Annotated in this window: 12 protein-coding genes, 1 tRNA gene and 1 pseudogene; 1 reads left to right on the top strand and 13 read right to left on the bottom strand. The window is 71.4% G+C overall.

Translation table 11 applies throughout. From position 1 onward, the window contains the following. Positions 1-34 precede the first annotated feature (34 nt). From H0S67_RS05045 to H0S67_RS05000, 10 genes and pseudogenes are all read right to left on the bottom strand, one after another. The gene (locus tag H0S67_RS05045; protein WP_180935692.1) at positions 35-2215 is read right to left on the bottom strand and encodes a bi-domain-containing oxidoreductase; all 2181 of its coding nucleotides are present in this window, start codon (positions 2213-2215) and stop codon (positions 35-37) included. Between the two features lie 40 nt (positions 2216-2255). Beyond that, positions 2256-4169, bottom strand: a complete 1914-nt coding sequence (asnB, locus tag H0S67_RS05040; protein WP_180935691.1) for an asparagine synthase (glutamine-hydrolyzing) — start codon at positions 4167-4169, stop codon at positions 2256-2258. Between the two features lie 2 nt (positions 4170-4171). Beyond that, entirely contained in the window at positions 4172-5443 is a 1272-nt protein-coding gene (locus H0S67_RS05035) for a glycosyltransferase family 4 protein (RefSeq protein ID WP_219635478.1), read from the bottom strand. Between the two features lie 41 nt (positions 5444-5484). Next, a complete protein-coding gene (locus H0S67_RS05030) occupies positions 5485-6807 on the bottom strand; it encodes a nucleotide sugar dehydrogenase (RefSeq protein ID WP_180935690.1) in 1323 nt (440 codons plus the stop codon). A gap of 239 nt (positions 6808-7046) precedes the next feature. Beyond that, positions 7047-7769, bottom strand: a complete 723-nt coding sequence (locus H0S67_RS05025; RefSeq protein WP_246355139.1) for a lytic murein transglycosylase — start codon at positions 7767-7769, stop codon at positions 7047-7049. Positions 7770-7830: 61 nt separating this feature from the next. Next, entirely contained in the window at positions 7831-8289 is a 459-nt protein-coding gene (locus H0S67_RS05020) for a hypothetical protein (protein WP_180935689.1), read from the bottom strand. 133 nt (positions 8290-8422) lie between these two features. After that, entirely contained in the window at positions 8423-9031 is a 609-nt protein-coding gene (locus H0S67_RS05015) for an HAD family hydrolase (RefSeq protein WP_180935688.1), read from the bottom strand. Between the two features lie 9 nt (positions 9032-9040). Continuing rightward, positions 9041-9832, bottom strand: a complete 792-nt coding sequence (locus tag H0S67_RS05010; protein WP_180935687.1) for a 3'(2'),5'-bisphosphate nucleotidase CysQ — start codon at positions 9830-9832, stop codon at positions 9041-9043. A 39-nt stretch (positions 9833-9871) separates the two neighbouring features. Further along, positions 9872-10463, bottom strand: a pseudogene (pth, locus tag H0S67_RS05005) (aminoacyl-tRNA hydrolase). Positions 10464-10519: 56 nt separating this feature from the next. Further along, positions 10520-11194 (bottom strand): 50S ribosomal protein L25/general stress protein Ctc, encoded by a 675-nt coding sequence (locus H0S67_RS05000; RefSeq protein WP_180935686.1) that lies wholly within the window; start codon positions 11192-11194, stop codon positions 10520-10522. A gap of 263 nt (positions 11195-11457) precedes the next feature. Here H0S67_RS05000 and pepN point away from each other — a divergent pair, with 263 nt between their 5' ends. Further along, entirely contained in the window at positions 11458-13881 is a 2424-nt protein-coding gene (pepN, locus tag H0S67_RS04995) for an aminopeptidase N (RefSeq protein WP_180935685.1), read from the top strand. A 126-nt stretch (positions 13882-14007) separates the two neighbouring features. On the opposite strand, the gene H0S67_RS04990 is transcribed toward pepN, so the two are convergent. The 3 genes from H0S67_RS04990 to H0S67_RS04980 form a co-directional block, all read right to left on the bottom strand. Beyond that, a complete protein-coding gene (locus H0S67_RS04990) occupies positions 14008-14988 on the bottom strand; it encodes a ribose-phosphate diphosphokinase (protein ID WP_281368959.1) in 981 nt (326 codons plus the stop codon). Positions 14989-15021: 33 nt separating this feature from the next. After that, positions 15022-16530 carry a bifunctional UDP-N-acetylglucosamine diphosphorylase/glucosamine-1-phosphate N-acetyltransferase GlmU gene (glmU, locus tag H0S67_RS04985; protein ID WP_246355137.1) on the bottom strand — a complete coding sequence of 503 codons (1509 nt, stop codon included), beginning with the start codon at positions 16528-16530 and terminating at the stop codon, positions 15022-15024. 52 nt (positions 16531-16582) lie between these two features. Continuing rightward, positions 16583-16661: transfer RNA gene (locus tag H0S67_RS04980), tRNA-Gln, on the bottom strand. Positions 16662-16688: the final 27 nt, after the last annotated feature.

Raw genomic sequence — 16688 nt, 5'->3', positions numbered from 1 at the left:
CGAAGACGCTGCGCGTACCAACCCAGCTGCCGGCTCACAGCATCACCCGCTCCCCGGACAGGAGGCTCTGCTCCACGGCGATGGTCGCCCGGGTGGTGGCCACCAGGGACCCGGCATCGATCGGCATCGGCGACCCGGTGCGGACAGCCTCGACGAACGCAGCCAGCTGGGCGCGCTGGCCCTTGTCCTGCCCACCGATGGCACGCTTGGCGTCCTTGCCGTCGCGGCTCCACACGGTGGCACGCGTGAAGTTGTCCAGGCGGGCGTTGCGGCCGCCCCCGGTGACGTCGAAGGTCTCCTTGGGGAAGCGGCGGTCGCCACCCGTGACGTAGGAGATGGTCCCGAGGGAACCGTCCGCGAAGCGCAGGTTCACCTGGAGGTCGGCTCCCTCGGGCGTCTGTCGGGCCTCCACCTCGACCGGCGAGTGGCCGATCCAGGCACTCAGGCTGTCGATGAAGTGGCCGCCCTCACCGAGGAACCTCGATCCCTCGAGCCCCTGGTCGAGGTACCAGCTGCCGGCGTCGAGACGCCCGGCGTTGACGAGGTACCGCGCGCTCACCGGCCCGTCGACCGGGCCGAAGCGGCGCTGCATCTGGGTGAAGAGGGGGGCGAAGCGGCGGTTGAACCCCACCATCAGCCGGTCGTTCCCCGTGCGCTCGACCGTCTCGACGACCCGGTCGAGCTCGGCGTCCGACAGGGCGAGCGGCTTCTCGACGAAGACCGCCTTGCCGCGCTCGAGCACCCGGCAGACGAAGTCGGCGTGGGAGTGGTGGCGGGTCGCCACGACCACCGCGTCGATAGACGGGTCGTCGAGGACCACCGCGGCGTCGGTCGTCACCGTGTCGAAGCCGAACTTCCGCTGGGCGTTGACCGCGGACAGCGCACGGGTCGTCGCCACGCTGGCCAGCGTGACTCCGGTGTCCTTCGCCAGGTGGGGCAGCAACATGGACGAGGCGTAGTTGCCGGCGCCGATGACGCCCAGGCGAACGGTGGGACCGCTCACCGAGCGGGGTCGGGCCCCAGTGCCCGGGGCGCGGGAGAGCGTCCGGGTCACGGGTGCGTCCTCCGCTCCGGACTGGGCGGGCACGGGGTACTCGAGCAGGAACCCGACCCCGCGCAGGGCGCCGGTCCGCAGCTGCTCGTAGACCTCGGTTGCCTCGGTGACCGGGTTGACCCCCGACACGAGGGCCGAGACGTCGAGCGACTCGCCGGCGATCAGGTCGAGGAAGCACTCGAGGTTGCGTCGCTCGGTCCACCGCACGTACCCCGCCGGGTAGTCGATCCCGTCGAGCTCGTAGCGGTCGTCGTACCGCCCCGGCCCGTAGGACCTGGAGAAGCGGACGTCGAGCTCCTTCTCGTAGTAGTCATTCCACGGCAGGTCGAGGCGCGTCTTGCCGATGTCCACGACCCGGGCCCGGTCCCTGGCGACCCGCGCCGCCAGCTCGACCGGCCCGTTCGAGCTGCCACCTGCAGCGAGGAAGACGTGGTCGGCGCCCCGACCGCCGGTCGTGGAGCTGAGGACCTGCTCGATGAGGGCCTCGCCCTCGGCATCGGGTCCGGCAGCGGCGATGGCTCCGGCCTTCACGGCCATCTGGCAGCGGTCCTCCACGGTGTCCACACCGACGACCCGCACCCCGGCTGCGACCAGCAGCCGGACGACCAGCTGGCCGACCAGCCCGAGACCCACGACGCACGCGGTCTCTCCCAGCTGCACCTCGGCGCGCCGCACACCCTGCATGGCGATGGCCCCGACCGTGGCGAACGCCGCGTGCTGCGGGTCGACGCCGTCGGGCACTCGGACGCACAGGTTGGTCGGCACCCAGTTCACCTCGGCGTGCAGCGCGAACTCGTTCCCGGCAGCCGCGACCACGTCCCCGACCGAGAACTCCTCGGCGCCGGCACCGACCTCCACCACGATGCCGCACAGCGAGTAGCCGAGTGGGGTGTAGCTGTCCAGGCGGTTCAGGGCCTTCTTGTACGCCGCGGCCGGACCCTGCTGCGCGACGGACTCCATCAGCTTGCGCACCTGGTCGGGCCGCGCCCGCGCTTTGCCGAGGAGGGACATCCGGGCCTCGCTCACCTTCATCAGCTCGGTGCCGGTGGAGATGAGCGAGTACGACGTGCGCACGAGCACGCCGCCCGGCCGGCAGGCCGGTGCGGGTGCGTCGAGCACCAGGAGCTCACCCGAGCGATAGTTCTGGGCCACCTGCTTCATGTCACCTTCTGTCTCTTCGAAGTTCTGGGTCGTCCGCGGCTCAGGCCGCGCCGACGCCGGCGGTGCGCGCGTTGCGGTACCACAGCTCGAGGCTGAGGAGCTGCCAGATCTGCTTGGACTGGTCGCGACGGCCGCTGCGCTGCTCGGCGATGAGCCGCAGCAGCGGTTCGCGGCGCAGGAAGCCGGTGGACACCAGCTCGCCACCCACGAGCGCGTCGTCGACGAGCTCACGCAGGTCGTTGGTCACCCAGGCGCGCAACGGCGCGCCGAAGGACGCCTTCGGGCGGTCGATGATCTCGTCGGGGATCCACGCTCGCGCGGCCTCCTTGAGCGCCGCCTTCTGGACCCGGCCGTGGATCTTCGCCGTCCCGGGCAACGAGAACGCCGCGCCGAACACCACCGGGTCGACGAACGGCACCCGGACCTCCGTCGATGCCGCCATGCTCGCGCGGTCGGTGTAGGTGAGGTTGAGGCCCGGCATGAACAGCCTCGAGTCCGCGAGGCACATGCGGCTGGTCTGGTCGTGGAGGTCGTTGTCGTCGTAGAGGACACGGTGGCCCTCCATCACGGCGTCGACGTGCACCGCCAGGTCGGGGTCGAGCAGGTCTGTCAGCTCGTCGCGCCCGTAGAGGGTGTAGCTGCGGCGGAACGCCTCCTCCTCACCGAGCTCGGCGAAGGTCAGGAAGCGCTGGGCCCACCGCACCGACCGGATGCCGCGTCCCCCGGCAACGACAGGGAGACGCCCGACGAGCGGCTCGATCACCCCGGTTCGCAGCGGCCGCGGGATGCGCCGGTAGCGCTCGCCCAGCAGGCAGGCCAGGTGCTTGCGGTAGCCGCCGAAGAGCTCGTCGGCGCCCATCCCGGACAGCAGGACCTTGACCCCGGCGTCGCGCGCGGCGTCACACATGAGCAGCGTGTTGATGGCCGCCGGATCACCGATGGGCTCGTCGAGGATGTCGACCATCCGCGGCAGCAGGTCCACGACGTCCGGCTGGATCTCGATCTCGTGCAGGTGGATGCCCAGGTGCGCCGCCATCTTGCGGGCGTAGTGCGCGTCGTCGGGCATCGCCTCCATGCGCTGGTCCTCGGCCCGGAAGGCGATCGAGTAGGCCTCGATCGACGGGTCGTGCCGGTGCGCCAGGGCGGTGATGATGCTGGAGTCGAGGCCGCCGCTGAGGAACGCGGCGACAGGTACGTCGGCCACCAGGTGGGCCGCCACCGACGACTCGATGGTCTCGCGCAGGTCCACCTGCGGTCCGTTCGCGGCTCGCGTGGCCACCTCGGAGGGGTTCCAGTACTCCCCCGAGACGCACGAGCCGTCCCGGCGGTACTCGGTCCACGACCCCGCGGGGAGCTTCTGCACGCCGCGGACCGCGTCGTACTGCGGCGGCACCCAGTAGTAGAGCGCCGAGGCGACCATGGCCGCGGGGTCGACGCTGAGCTCGGTGCCCAGCGCCGAGACGATCGCCTTCAGCTCCGAGGCGAACACGACCCCCTTGCCCCGTCGCATCGTGTACAGCGGCTTGATGCCGAGCGGGTCGCGCGCCAGGGTGAGGCTGCCCGTGCCGGCGTCGTGGACCGCGAACGCGAACATGCCCCGGAAGCGCGGGAGCGCCGCCCTCCCCCACGCACGCCACGCCTCGAGCACGACCTCCGTGTCGGAGCTGGTCCTGAAGACCACACCCCTGCCCTCGAGCTCACGCCTGATCTCGCGGTAGTTGTAGAGCTCGCCGTTGTAGGAGAGCGCCAGCCCGCCCTTGACCAGCGGCTGGTCCGCCGCCGTGGACAGGTCGATGATGGAGAGGCGCCGGTGCGCCAGGACGACCGCAGTCTCGGGGTCCACCAGCTCGAGGACGCCGCACGCGTCCGGGCCGCGGTGGCCGAGGCGGTCGATCATCATGTTCACGATGACCTTGCCGTCCGACTGCTGGTAGCTGCCCGCCACTCCGCACATGGTCAGGCCCCCGTCCCCGACTCGACGTCCTGCCGTGCCTGCGCAGGGGTCGGCTCGGCGGCGTCGGGGGCGTCGGCGGGCGTGAGGGCTCGGTGGGTGAGCTCGTCGAAATCACCGCCACGAGCCACGTAGCCCCCGCACTGGTGGCTCCACGCCAGGACCTGCTCCACCCGATCGCGTCCTCGACGCCCCATCTCGGCCCGCCGCTCGGGGTTGTCGACCAGGTCGACGATCGCGTCGGCATAGTCGTCGACCCGGTTGGGCTTCACGTAGACCGCGGCGTCCTGTGCGGACACCCGGGTCTCTCGCAGGTCGTAGGCGACCACGGGCAGCCCGAAGGCCATGTACTCCATGGTCTTGTTCATCGTGGAGACGTCGTTGAGCGGGTTCCTGGGATCCGGGCACAGCCCGATGTCAGCGGTCGAGAGGACCGCTGCGACGGTCTCGTCCGGCACCCGGCCGGGCATCTCGACGTAGTCCTGGAGATCGAGCTCGTCGCGCTTGGCGACCAGGTCGTCGTAGGAGTCCCCGGCGCCCATCAGCGTGAACGAGATGTCCGTGCGGCCCAGGCCGTGCACGACCCGGTCGGCGGCGGCCAGGGCCAGGTCGACGCCGTCCTGGGGCCCCATCACGCCGAGGTAGGCGACGAGGTGCTGCCGCCCCCGACGCCGCGCCGGATCGGCGGGGCCTCGCTTCAGCCGCTCGGGATCGGGGCCGGTCCGCACGACCGTGACGTGCTCGGGCAGCTTGTCGCCACGCTCGACCGCGACCCGCGCGTAGGACTCGTTCGTCGACGTCACCCGGTCCGCGGTGCGGAAGGTGGCCCGCTCGAGGGCGAGGAGTCCGCGCAGCGGCAGCCGGGCTCCGCCCGGGAATCGCGACTCGTACAGCTCCGGGCAGAGGTCGTGGTGGTCGAACACGAACCGGCTCCCGTCACGCCTCCGCAACCAGCGGGCGAGCGGCCAGAAGATGTCGGGCGGGTTGCAGGCCTGGACGACGTCGAAGGGTCCACGGCGACGACGGGCCCTCAGTGCCAGGCGAGCGGTCGCCAGGAACGACCAGGCGTACTCCACGACGAACCCGACGGCGCTGCCTCCCGGGGCGTACGGCGGATAGGTGTGGATCGCGACCCGGTCGATGACCTCGTACTTCTTCGAGGTCTTTCCGCGCGGACAGATCACCGTGACGTCGTAGCCGGCGCCGACGAGGGACTGGCACTCGAGCCACACGCGCCGGTCGAAGGGGACGTGCAGGTTCTGCACGATGATGAGCACTCGGGGTGCCGCAGACACTGGGTCGCGGCGGCGCCACGTCTTCACCAGCCGAGCCCCTCGTACCCGGCGAGCTGCTCGACGTCGCTGCCGAGGCGGCCGTGGAGGTCGAGGACCAGGGCCGGCGACGCAGCGACCAGGGCGGAGCGTACGGCGGGTTCGGACGACGAGACGACCGCGACCGCCGCGCCGGCCAACGCCTCCTCGGGGGAGCAGGCGAGCAGTCGGTTCAGGTGCGGCAGCTTCGCCTCGACGTGCCGGCGGTTGGCCCCCACGAGCCGGTCGGGGTTGATGATCGGGTCGTAGATGCGGACGTCGAACCCCTTGCCCACGAGGCGCTCGGCGAGCTCGACGTTGGGGCTCTCCCGCAGGTCGTCGGTGTCCATCTTGAAGCTGAGCCCGAGCAGGCAGACCTTCCTGCTGTTCGAGGCGATGATCCGCTCGACGGCGTCGCGCACCACGAGCTCGTTGGTCAGCGTGGTCCCGGCCAGCAGGGGTGCGTCGACACCGCTCATCCGGGCCATGTGCTGCAGGGCGCGCAGGTCCTTCGGAAGGCACGACCCCCCGAAGGCGAATCCCGGCCGCAGGTAGGTGGGGGCGACGTTGAGCTTGTGGTCCTCGCAGAAGATGCGCATCACGTCGCGGGAGTCGACGCCGTGGAACCGGAAGATCCGGGCCATTTCGTTCGCGAAGGACACCTTCGTCGCGTGGAAGGCGTTGCACGCGTACTTGAGCGCCTCCGCGGTTCCGACGCCGACGTCGTGGATCTCCAGGTCGAGGAACGCGAAGAGCTCGGCCATGCCCTGACGGGTGCACTCGTGCGCAGTCCCGACCACTACGAACGGAGGGGCGAAGAAGTCCTCGACGCCACAGCCCTCGCGCAGGAACTCCGGGCACATGGCCGTGCCCACGGACCAACCGGGCGGGAGCTCGGAGTCGGCGAAGACGGGTGCCACGACCATCTCACCAGTGCCCGGGGGCACGGTGCTCCTGATCACGACGGAGTGGAAGCCCGACGACGGCGGCGAGACCACCGACATGGCCTCGCGGAGGTCGGCGAGGGCGCGAACGATGTAGGAGAGGTCGGTCTCCCCGTGGGGGCCCGACGGAGTGCCGACGCAGACCAGCGAGACATCGGCGCACGCCACGGCGACCTTCATGTCCGTGGTGGCGCGCAACCTGCCGGACGCCACGCCCTCGGCCACCAGCTCGTCGATCCCGGGCTCGACCACCGGGCTCCGGCCGTGACTGATCGCGTCGACCTTCGCCTCGTCGACGTCGACGCCGACGACCTCGTGCCCACGCGACGCCAAGCCTGCCGCTGTGACGGTTCCGACGTAGCCCAGCCCTAGGACGGCGACCTTCATGTGATCCCCCAATGCAACCTCGGAGTCCGACCGGGCTCGATCCCGAGGTCGCCCGGCATCCGCAGACTGCGGATACGGAGTCGAAGTTCCCCCAGGCGGGGAGGCGCTGGGGGCTCTCGCCGCCTCATTCACCCAAATTAGGAACGGTCCGGAGCGTCACGTCACCGGTCTGCGACGGTCGTCTCCCCCAGTCTGGGGATGTGCCGACCGGCGGCCGTTCTTGCCCTGCTCGTCCGGCCTCAGCGGGCCCGCGCGGCGTACGACGACGCCGCGGCGTAGACGTCGTCGACGTACTCGGTGGAGTGGTTGTAGCTCAGCACCGCCTTCTCCCAGCCGACCGCGGTCCGTAGGTCCCCACCGCCCGCGCACAGGTAGCGGGCGGTGCCGGCCGCGGCGTCGTCGAGGTCGAGCGGGTCGTCCTGCCCGTCGCCGTCGCCGTCCATGGCGTAGCGGCTCCAGGTCTCCGGCAGGAACTGCATGGGGCCGACCGCGTGCTCCCAGGTCGCGTCCCCGTGCAGGCCGCGAGAGGCCGGCGTCGAACGGATCGCCGCGAAGTCACCGCTGCCGTCGAGAGCCGGCCCGATGATCGGCGAGGAGCTGCGGCCGTCGACCCCGAGGGTCCGGTTGCCCAAGGTGCCGTGCCGCGACTCGACGTACCCGATCCCTGCGAGCGTGGACCACCCGACGTGGCACGCCTTCGGGGCCGACCGGGCTGCGCGCGCGTAGGCACGAACGGCCGGCGCGGGGATGTCGAGCACCCCGGCGAGGTGCCGGATCCTCGGTCCGTGGACCCGGGCGAGCGAGGGCGCGTCGAGCCGGGCGAGGACGTACCGCTGGGCGGTCAGGTCGACTCCGTGGACCCGGTCGTCGCGGTCGTGCGCCTGCAGCGCGAAGGCTCCCGCGGTGAGCAGCCCGAGGGCGCCCGCCAGCGAACCGATCAGGCGCACGGAGGACGGGAGCACGGGGAGCAGTATCCCCGGTGCGTCCCATCAGCCCCAACTGCACCAGGTTCAGTGCCAGTGCTCAGTGTCCCAGCGGCTGTGCGTGGTCGCCGGCCGGCATGACCGTACGCCGCAGCAGGGCCCCGACCATGGCCACCCGCCGGACCGACCGGCTGGCCCGGTGACCACCCCGGAGGCCGGCGAACCGGACGTACCGGTGCGACCACGGCTCCAGGCCGCAGCCCGCTCGCTGCCAGCCCTCCTCCTCGATCCGGTGCTTGAGGTGCACCAGGCTCAGCTCCCAGCCCGGGGTCCAGGCGTCGTCGGGGGCGAGCTCGTCGGGATCGAGGAACCTCGGAAAGGCCTCCCCGCGGATCACCTCCGTCTCGCGACCGTCCGGCCCCCAGACCCGCCCGACGAACCTCAGGTAGGCGTTGCCTTCCTTCGGGTCGACGGGGGCCAGCAGGCTCGACCACCAGGAACAGTCCCCCGCCTCCTCGAGCTCGATCTCGAGGGTCTCCCACTTCTCGCGGCTGCGCATCGTTCCTCCCCGTTCGTGCCGGGTACGCCTTCCCGGCGCGTGTGCCATCCAGCCTCCGCGGAGGAGGTCGGCCGGCGGCAGGGTCGAACGTCGGCGGCGGCCAGGGACATCTGACCCTTGCCTGCCCCGCGGGTCAGGACAACGCCAGTCCGTGACCGGCCAGACGCTCGTGCAGGACTGCGATTCCGTCCTCGATCTGCCAGTGCTCGGCGGCGAGACCGCACTCCCGGGCGGCCACCACGTTGCGCTCCGAGTCGTCGACGAAGAGCACCTCCGGGGCCGCCGACCCGAGCCGGTCGAGGACGGCCGCGAAGAACTCGGCGTCCGGCTTGGCGGCCCCGAGCTCGCACGAGTAGAAGGACTCGTCGAAGAGCTCGTCGTACCCCAGCTCGGTGCGCATGTACGCCGCGCGGTGGGTCTCCTGGTTGGTGCCCAGGTGGACGGCGAGGCCGGCGTCCCGCAGCGCGTGGACCAGCGCCACCGAGGACGGCTCGACCTGGACCGAGCGCCACACGGCGCGGTGCAGGTCCTCGGCGGTCACCGACGCACCGAGGGCCCGCAGGTGCCCGGAGAGCACCTCGAGGAAGTCCCCGTCACCCCGCAGGCAGGCCATCTCGTCGCGGGTGGCGAGCTCCCAGAACTCCTCGGCGTCGACGTCGAGCTGCCGCTCGACGGCCGCGACCCAGCCGCCGGGCATGTGCTGCACGACCCCGTCGGCGTCGAGCAGCACGTGCCGGATCATCGGCGGCCCTCAGTCGGTGCCGTGCTGCTTGACGAACGCGACGATCCGCTCGGCCAGCTCGGGTCGGCACACGATCAGGTCGGGCAGGTAGACGTCGTCCTGGTTGTAGAGCAGGGGCGTGCCGTCGACGCGGGACGTGAACAGGCCCGCGGCCGCGGCGACCGCGACCGGTGCGGCCGAGTCCCACTCGTACTGGCCGCCGGCGTGGACGTAGGCGTCGGTGATGTCGCGGGCGACCGAGAGGACCTTGACGCCAGCCGAGCCCATCGGGACGAGCTCGGCGTCGAGCTCCTCGGCCAGCGCGTTCACGAAGGCCGGCGGGCGGCTGCGGGAGACCGCGATCCGGGGACGGCTCGAGGTGCTCGGCGGGACCACGGGCGGGTGGCCGGTGTTGAAGGTCTCCCCCAGCGCCGGCTGCGCGACGGCGCCGGCGACCAGCTCGCCGTCCTGCCAGAGCGCAACGTGCACGGCCCAGTCGTCGCGCGGCGGCTCGGAGAACTCGCGGGTGCCGTCGAGCGGGTCGACGATCCAGACCCGGCTGGCCGACAGTCGATCGACCTTGTCGGCTCCCTCGTCGGGCCGCTCCTCCGACAGCACGGCGTCGTCGGGGCGGTGCTCCGCGATCAGGGCCATCAGCAGGTCGTGGGCCGCCACGTCCCCGGCGTCCTTGAGCTCCTTGCCCTCCAGGCCCTCGCCGCGGACCTCCAGCAGGCGCTCACCGGCGACGGTGGCGAGCCAGGTGGCGAGGACGTGGTCGTCGGTGGCTGCTTCAGCGGGCGGAGTGCCGGGTTCGAAAGTCACCCGGACACCCTAGCGACGGCCCGAGCGAGTGGTGAATCGCTAGGAGTTGAATCGCTGCTGGGTGCGCTCGAGGCCCTCGGTGATGAGGGTCTCAACGGCGTCCGCGGCGTTGTCGACCTGGAACGGCAGCTCCTTGCGCTCGACCGAGGAGTAGTCGGAGAGCACGAAGTCGGCCACGTCCTGACGGCCCCGCGGCCGGCCGATGCCGGCCCGCACCCGGTAGAAGTCCCCGGTGCCGAGCGACGCGCGCATGGACCGCAGCCCGTTGTGCCCGTTGTCGCCGCCGCCGAGCTTGGTCCGCAGCGTGCCGAACGCGATGTCCAGCTCGTCGTGGATCGCGATGACGTGGTCGGGTGCGACCTTGTAGAAGGTGGCCAGCGCCTTGACCGGCCCGCCGATCTCGTTCATGTAGCACCGCGGACGGGCGAGCACGACGCGGGGCCCGGGCGTGCCCGGCGTACCGAGCCGGCCCTCGACCACATCGGCGCGACCGGACTTGTGCGACCTGAAGGTCGAGCCCATCCGGCGCGCCAGCTCCTCGGTCACCAGGTAGCCGACGTTGTGCCGGTGGCCGGCATAGGAAGGGCCGGGATTCCCCCCCGACGACGAGCCACAGATCGTTGTCGGTCATGGCTGTGTCATCGCGGGGGGATTCCCGGCCCTTCTCTCAGGAGGAAACGGTGAGGATCACTCCTCGGTGGACGCCTCGGTGTCGCCCTCGGCCTCGGCCTCGGCGGCTGCAGCCTCCTCGTCGGACTCCTCGCGCTCGATGCCGGCCTCGGCCTCGGCCTCCTCCAGCTCGGCCTCGAGCTGCTCGGCGGTCGGCGCGCTGGTGATGTTGACGATCAGCGCCTCCGGGTCGGTCAGCAGCGTCGAGCCCGACGGCAGCTTCAGGTCCGAGGCGTGGATCTGGGTGCCGACCTCGGCGCCCTCGATGTCGACCTCGACCGACTCGGGGATGTGGGTGGCCTCGGCCTCGAGCGAGACGGTCGAGTTCTCGGTGACGACCAGGCTGTCGCGCACGGCCTCGCCCACGAGGTGGATGACCACGTCGACGGTGACCTTCTCGCCGCGGCGGACGGCGACGAAGTCGACGTGCTCGAGGTGGCGGGTGATCGGGTCGATCTGGACCTGCTTGGTCAGCGCCAGGTGGGTCTTGCCCTCCAGGTCGAGCTCGAGCAGCGCGTTGGCGCCGCCGTGCTTGAGGGCCATCATCGTGTCGTGGCCCGGGAGGGTGATGTGGATGGGGTCGTTGCCGTGGCCGTAGACGACGGCGGGGATCTTGTCCTCGCGGCGGATGCGGCGGGCGGCGCCCTTGCCGAACTCGGTGCGCGACTCGGCGGTGATCTTCTCGGCAGACATGCGACTACTCCTCGTGACCTTCGACGTCGGGTGGATCTGAAGCTGTGTGGATCTCAAGCTGTGTGGTCGCCCCGCGCGACGTGGCGGATCATGCAAAACGCCGCGCACTCGGTCTCGAGCAGCGCGGCGCACCAGTGGTCCTGCCGGCCCTGTCGATCACGGAACACCCGCTGCGGGCGTTCCCTCGCCGAGGCAACCTGACGATCCTAGCCACCGGGGAGCCGTGAGGCGAATCGTCGCCGACACCCCCTAGCCTCCACCGTGTGTCCCTGACTCTCGCCGAAGCCCGTGCCCGCGCCAGCCTCGTCTCCGACGTCTCCTACGAGATCGACCTCGACCTCACCGGGGACGCTCCGACCTTCGGGTGCCGGACCACGGTCCGCTTCGACGCGGCAGGCCCGGAGACGTTCCTGGAGCTGACCGACGCCTCCGACCTGCGGGTGACGCTGGACGGCGCCGTCGTCGACCGGCCGCAGTACGACGGTCGCCGGATCGCGCTCTCCGGCCTGGCCGGGGCGACCGAGGTCGTGGTCGAGGCGCGGGTGCCCTACGTCACCGACGGCGACGGCATGCACACCACGACCGACCCCGCGGACGGCGAGCGTTACGTCTCGGCGTACCTCTCCCTCGACATCGCCCAGCGGGTCTTCCCCTGCTTCGACCAGCCCGATCTGAAGGCGACGCTCACGCTCGCGGTGAGCGCCGACCCGCGGTGGACCGTGATCGGGAACGGCCGGGTGACCTCTCGCGACGGCGGTCGGTGGACGTTCGCGACGACGCCCCGCATCTGCCCCTCGCTGTTCGTGGTCTGCGCGGGACCGTGGCACTCGGTGACGTGGGAGCACACCCTGGGCGACCGCAGCCTGCCGTTCGGCTGGCACGCCCGGAAGTCCCTCGCGGCGGAGCTCGAGCGTGACATCGAGGAGCTCAAGCGCACCACGGACGACTGCTTCGACCACTACGCGCGGCTCTTCGACGAGCCCTACCCGTTCGACTCCTACGACCAGCTGTTCGGGCCCGGGCACAACTGGGGCGCGATGGAGACGCCCGGGTGCGTGACCTACCGCGACGAGATGCTGCCGCGCGGCCGGGTCACCGACGACCAGCGCATGAAGCGGGCCACGGTGATCGCCCACGAGATGGCGCACATGTGGTTCGGCAACCTCGTCACGATGCGCTGGTGGGAGGACACCTGGCTCAACGAGAGCTTCGCCGACTACATGGGCTACCGGGTCGCCGAGGCCGGTGCCGGCTTCGCGGGCACCCTCGTGGCGCACGAGTCGCAGCGCAAGCCCGCGGCGTACGTCGCCGACGAGCGCCGCTCCACCCACCCGGTGGCGCCGCGCCCGGAGGACGTGCCCGACGTCGACAGCGCCTTCACGAACTTCGACTCCATCTCCTACGCCAAGGGCAACTCCTGCCTGCGCCAGCTGGTGACCTGGCTCGGCGACGAGGACTTCCTGGCCGGTGTGAACGCCCACCTGACGGCGCACCGCTTCGGCAACGCCACCCTCGACGACCTCGTGGGCGCGCTCGACGCCGCGTCCGACCGTGACGTGCGCGAGTGGGCGGACCTGTGGCTGCGCCGCTCCGGCTTCGACACGGTCACCGTCGAGCGCGGCGACGACGGGGTGCCGGTGCTGGTCCGGGAGGGCGTGCGTCCGCACCGGTTCCGCGTCACGGCCTTCCACGCCGACGGGACCGAGGCCGGCAGTGCCCTGGTCGACCTCGAGGGCGACCCGGTGCCCCTGGCGGACTGGGCGGGGCTGGCCGTGGTGCCGAACAGCGGCGGCGAGACCTTCGCCCGGCTGCGGCTCGACGAGCACACGGCGGCGTTCGTGCGCGAGCACCTGTCCGCGCTCGACGACGACCTCGTGCGCACGGTGCTGTGGGCCCAGGCGTTCGACGACGTGCGCACCGGAGCGCTGCCGCTCCCCGCCTACGTCGAGCTGGTGGCGCGGCACCTGCCCGCCGAGCGGCACCCGACGCTGGTCGCGGCGGTGCTCGACCGGACCCTGGGGCCGGTGCTGAGCCGCTCGGCCCCGGCGTCGGCGGTGCCGGGCGTGGTGGACGCGGTGGCCACGGCCTGCGCGGCCGGGCTGGCCGCCGGCGAGGACGACCAGCTGTCGATCGCGCTGACCCGCGGGCTGGCCGCGACCTCCCGCGACGCCGACCTGCTGGCCTCCTGGCTCACCTCGGGGCGCACCGACACCGGCGTGGACCTCGACCCGGGGCTGCGCTGGGCGGTCGTCGCCCGGCTCTGCGCACTCGGCGCGATGGACGCCGGGCAGGTCGAGACCGAGCGGCTCGACGACGGGTCGCTGGCCGGCGACCTCGGCGCCGCCTGCGCCCTGGCCTCACGACCGACCGCGGAGGCCAAGGCCGCGGCCTGGGCGGCCATGACCGAGCCGGACGTGTCCAACCGGATGTTCGAGGCACGGGCCCGCGGGCTGTGGGACCCCGAGCAGGTGGACCTCTGCGCGCCGTACGTCGATGCCTACCTCGCCGAGGCCCCGGGCGTGGCCGAGCGCCGCGGCCAGGGCTTCTCCCTGGTCGTGGGCCGGGCGTTCCCGGCCCTCGAGGTCTCCCCGGCCCAGCGGGACGGGCTCGCCGAGGTGCTCACGTCGGGCTCGGTGCCCACCGTGCTCGCCCGGCTCTGGAGCGACCACCTGGACGACCTGGCCTGACCTCGAGTCGGCGCTCGTTGACGCGGCGGGCTCGCCGAGTCGGCGTTCCTTGACGCCTCAGTTGAGGTGGGCGCTCGGGTGCGGGCCGCTCAGGGATCGCCGAGTCGGCGCTCACGCATGACTTCGTCAGGCGTGCCCGTCGAACATGGAGGTGACGGAGCCGTCCTCGAAGACCTCGCGGATGGCGCGGGAGACCAGCGGGGCGATCGAGAGCGTCGTGAGCTTGTCGAACTCCCGCTCGGCGGGGATCGGGAGCGTGTTGGTCACCACGACCTCGCTGGCCGGGCTGTTCTTGAGCCGGTCGACGGCGGGGTCGGAGAGGATCGCGTGGGTCGCGGCGATGATGACGCCCGCGGCCCCGTCGGCCATCAGGGCCTCGGCGGCCTTCACGATGGTGCCGCCGGTGTCGATCATGTCGTCGACGAGCACGCAGATGCGGCCCTCGACCTGGCCGACCACGCGGTTCGCGACGGTCTCGTTGGGCCGGTCGGTACGACGGGTCTTGTGGATGAAGGCCAGCGGGGCGCCGCCGAGGCGGGCCGACCAGCGCTCGGCGACCTTGATCCGGCCGGCGTCCGGCGAGACCACGGCGAGCCGCTGGTCGCCGTACTTCTCCCTGACGTAGTCGGCGAGGATCGGCAGCGCCATCAGGTGGTCGACCGGGCCGTCGAAGAAGCCCTGGATCTGGTCGGCGTGCAGGTCGACGGTGATCAGCCGGTCGGCGCCGGCGGTCTTGAACAGGTCGGCCATCAGACGGGCCGAGATCGGCTCGCGGCCGCGGTGCTTCTTGTCCTGGCGGGCGTAGCCGTAGAACGGCATGACCACGGTGATCCGCTTCGCGCTCGCCCGCTTGAGGGCGTCGACCATGATCAGGTGCTCCATGATCCACTCGTTGATCGGAGCCGTGTGGCTCTGGATCACGAAGGCGTCACACCCGCGGACGGACTCCTCGTAGCGGACGTAGATCTCGGAGTTGGCGAACTCGTAGGCCGACTGGGGGACCAGGTCGGTCCCCAGCAGCGACGCCACCTCCTGTGCGAGCCCGGGGTGAGCCCGTCCGCTGAAGACCATCAGGTTCTTCTCGGTGGTCCGCTTCATTCCGGTCACGGGGGCAGCTCCTGGTTCGCCGGACAGTGCGTATCAGGATTGTTCCTCACCGGAGCCGGTCTGCCCAACTCCGGAGGGTCCCCCGTGAGACACGTCTCGTTCACCCTGCGGTTCGCCCGCCGTGGCCGCTGCGGCGGCCTCCGCCTGGGCCGTCCCGGGCCGCTTCTTCTGTGCCCAGCCCTCGATGTTGCGCTGGGGTCCGCTCGACACCGCCAGGGCGCCCGGCGGGACGTCACGGCGTACGACGGTGCCGCCCGCCGTCCCCGCGCCGTCGCCGATCTCCACGGGGGCGACGAAGGTGTTGTTGGACCCCGTCTTCGCGTGCCGACCGACCTTGGTCCGGTGCTTCTTGATGCCGTCGTAGTTGGCGACGATCGTGCCTGCGCCGATGTTGGCGCCCTCACCGATCTCCGCGTCGCCGACGTAGGACAGGTGGGGCACCTTCGCCCCCTCGCCGATCACGGAGTTCTTGGTCTCGACGAAGGCACCGATCTTGCCGCGCGCGCGGACCTCGCTGCCGGGCCGCAGGTAGGAGAACGGACCGACGTTCGCGCCCTCGCCGATGACCGCCAGCTCGGCGTGCGCGCGCACCACGCGGGCACCCGACCCGATCTCGCAGTCCTTGAGCGTGCAGTCGGGCCCGACCATGGCGTCCTCGGCGACCACGGTCGCGCCGAGGAGCTGGGTGCCCGGCAGGAGCGTGACGTCGGGCGCGAGCACCACGTCGGCGTCGATCCACGTGGTCGCGGGGTCCATGATCGTCACCCCGTCCCGCATCCAGCGGGTCAGGATGCGCTGGTTCAGCTCCCGGCCGAGGTCGGCGAGCTGGGCGCGGTCGTTGGCGCCCTCGGTCTGGCGTACGTCGTCGATCGCCCAGGCCCCCACCGTCAGGCCGGCGTCGCGCGCGAGCTGGACGGTGTCGGTCAGGTAGTACTCACCCTTGGCGTTGTCGTTGCCGATCTTCGGCAGCGCCTCGACGAGGAACTCCGCGTCGAACGCCAGGATCCCGGAGTTGATCTCGCGGATCTCCCGCTGGTCCCGGTTTGCGTCCTTCTCCTCGACGATCGCCTCGACGTCACCCTCGTGATTGCGCACGATCCGGCCGTAGCCGAACGGGTTGTCGACGATCCCGGACAGGATGCTCACGGCACGCTGGGCCGCCTCGTGGTCCGCGGCGAAGGCAGCCAGGCTCTCCCCGGTCAGCAGGGGCGTGTCGCCGTACGCCACCAGCACGGTGCCGTCGATCGCCCCCGACTCGAGCACCGCCTCGACCGCGACGCGCACCGCATGGCCGGTGCCGTCCTGGGTCTCCTGGACCGCGAGGACCGCCTCGGGGAGCATCTCGTGGATGTGCGGCCCGACCTGCTCGCGCTGGTGGCCGACCACCGCCACGACGTGCTGCGGCTCGATCGACGCCACTGCCTTGAGGACGTGACCGATCATGCTGCGCCCGCCGATGGGGTGGAGCACCTTCATGGTCTTCGACTTCATGCGGGTGCCCCCGCCGGCCGCAAGCACGATGACGGTCAGGTTGTTCGGCACGAAAGCTCCCTCGTCGGTCGAGTGTTCGTTCTTCGTCGGTCGAGACCACTCGCTCCCCGGGTAGGAGTCGAACCTACGTCGCTAGTCCTGATTCAAAGTCAGGCGGGCCCTGCCGGCAGACCAACCGGGGATAGGCGCCCAAGCCTAGGGCCCGAGGG

This window comes from Nocardioides ungokensis, assembly GCF_013466985.1.
GTDB lineage: Bacteria > Actinomycetota > Actinomycetes > Propionibacteriales > Nocardioidaceae > Nocardioides > Nocardioides ungokensis.
Note: the sequence above shows the minus strand (reverse complement) of the source record. Positions and strands in the feature narration are given on the sequence as shown.

Coding starts and splice junctions, on each gene's coding strand:
- H0S67_RS05045 (WP_180935692.1), bottom strand. CDS start 2,215: ATGAAGCAGGTGGCCCAGAACTATCGCTCGGGTGAGCTCCTGGTGCTC.
- asnB (WP_180935691.1), bottom strand. CDS start 4,169: ATGTGCGGAGTGGCGGGCAGCTACCAGCAGTCGGACGGCAAGGTCATC.
- H0S67_RS05030 (WP_180935690.1), bottom strand. CDS start 6,807: ATGAAGGTCGCCGTCCTAGGGCTGGGCTACGTCGGAACCGTCACAGCG.
- H0S67_RS05020 (WP_180935689.1), bottom strand. CDS start 8,289: ATGCGCAGCCGCGAGAAGTGGGAGACCCTCGAGATCGAGCTCGAGGAG.
- H0S67_RS05015 (WP_180935688.1), bottom strand. CDS start 9,031: ATGATCCGGCACGTGCTGCTCGACGCCGACGGGGTCGTGCAGCACATG.
- H0S67_RS05000 (WP_180935686.1), bottom strand. CDS start 11,194: ATGTCTGCCGAGAAGATCACCGCCGAGTCGCGCACCGAGTTCGGCAAG.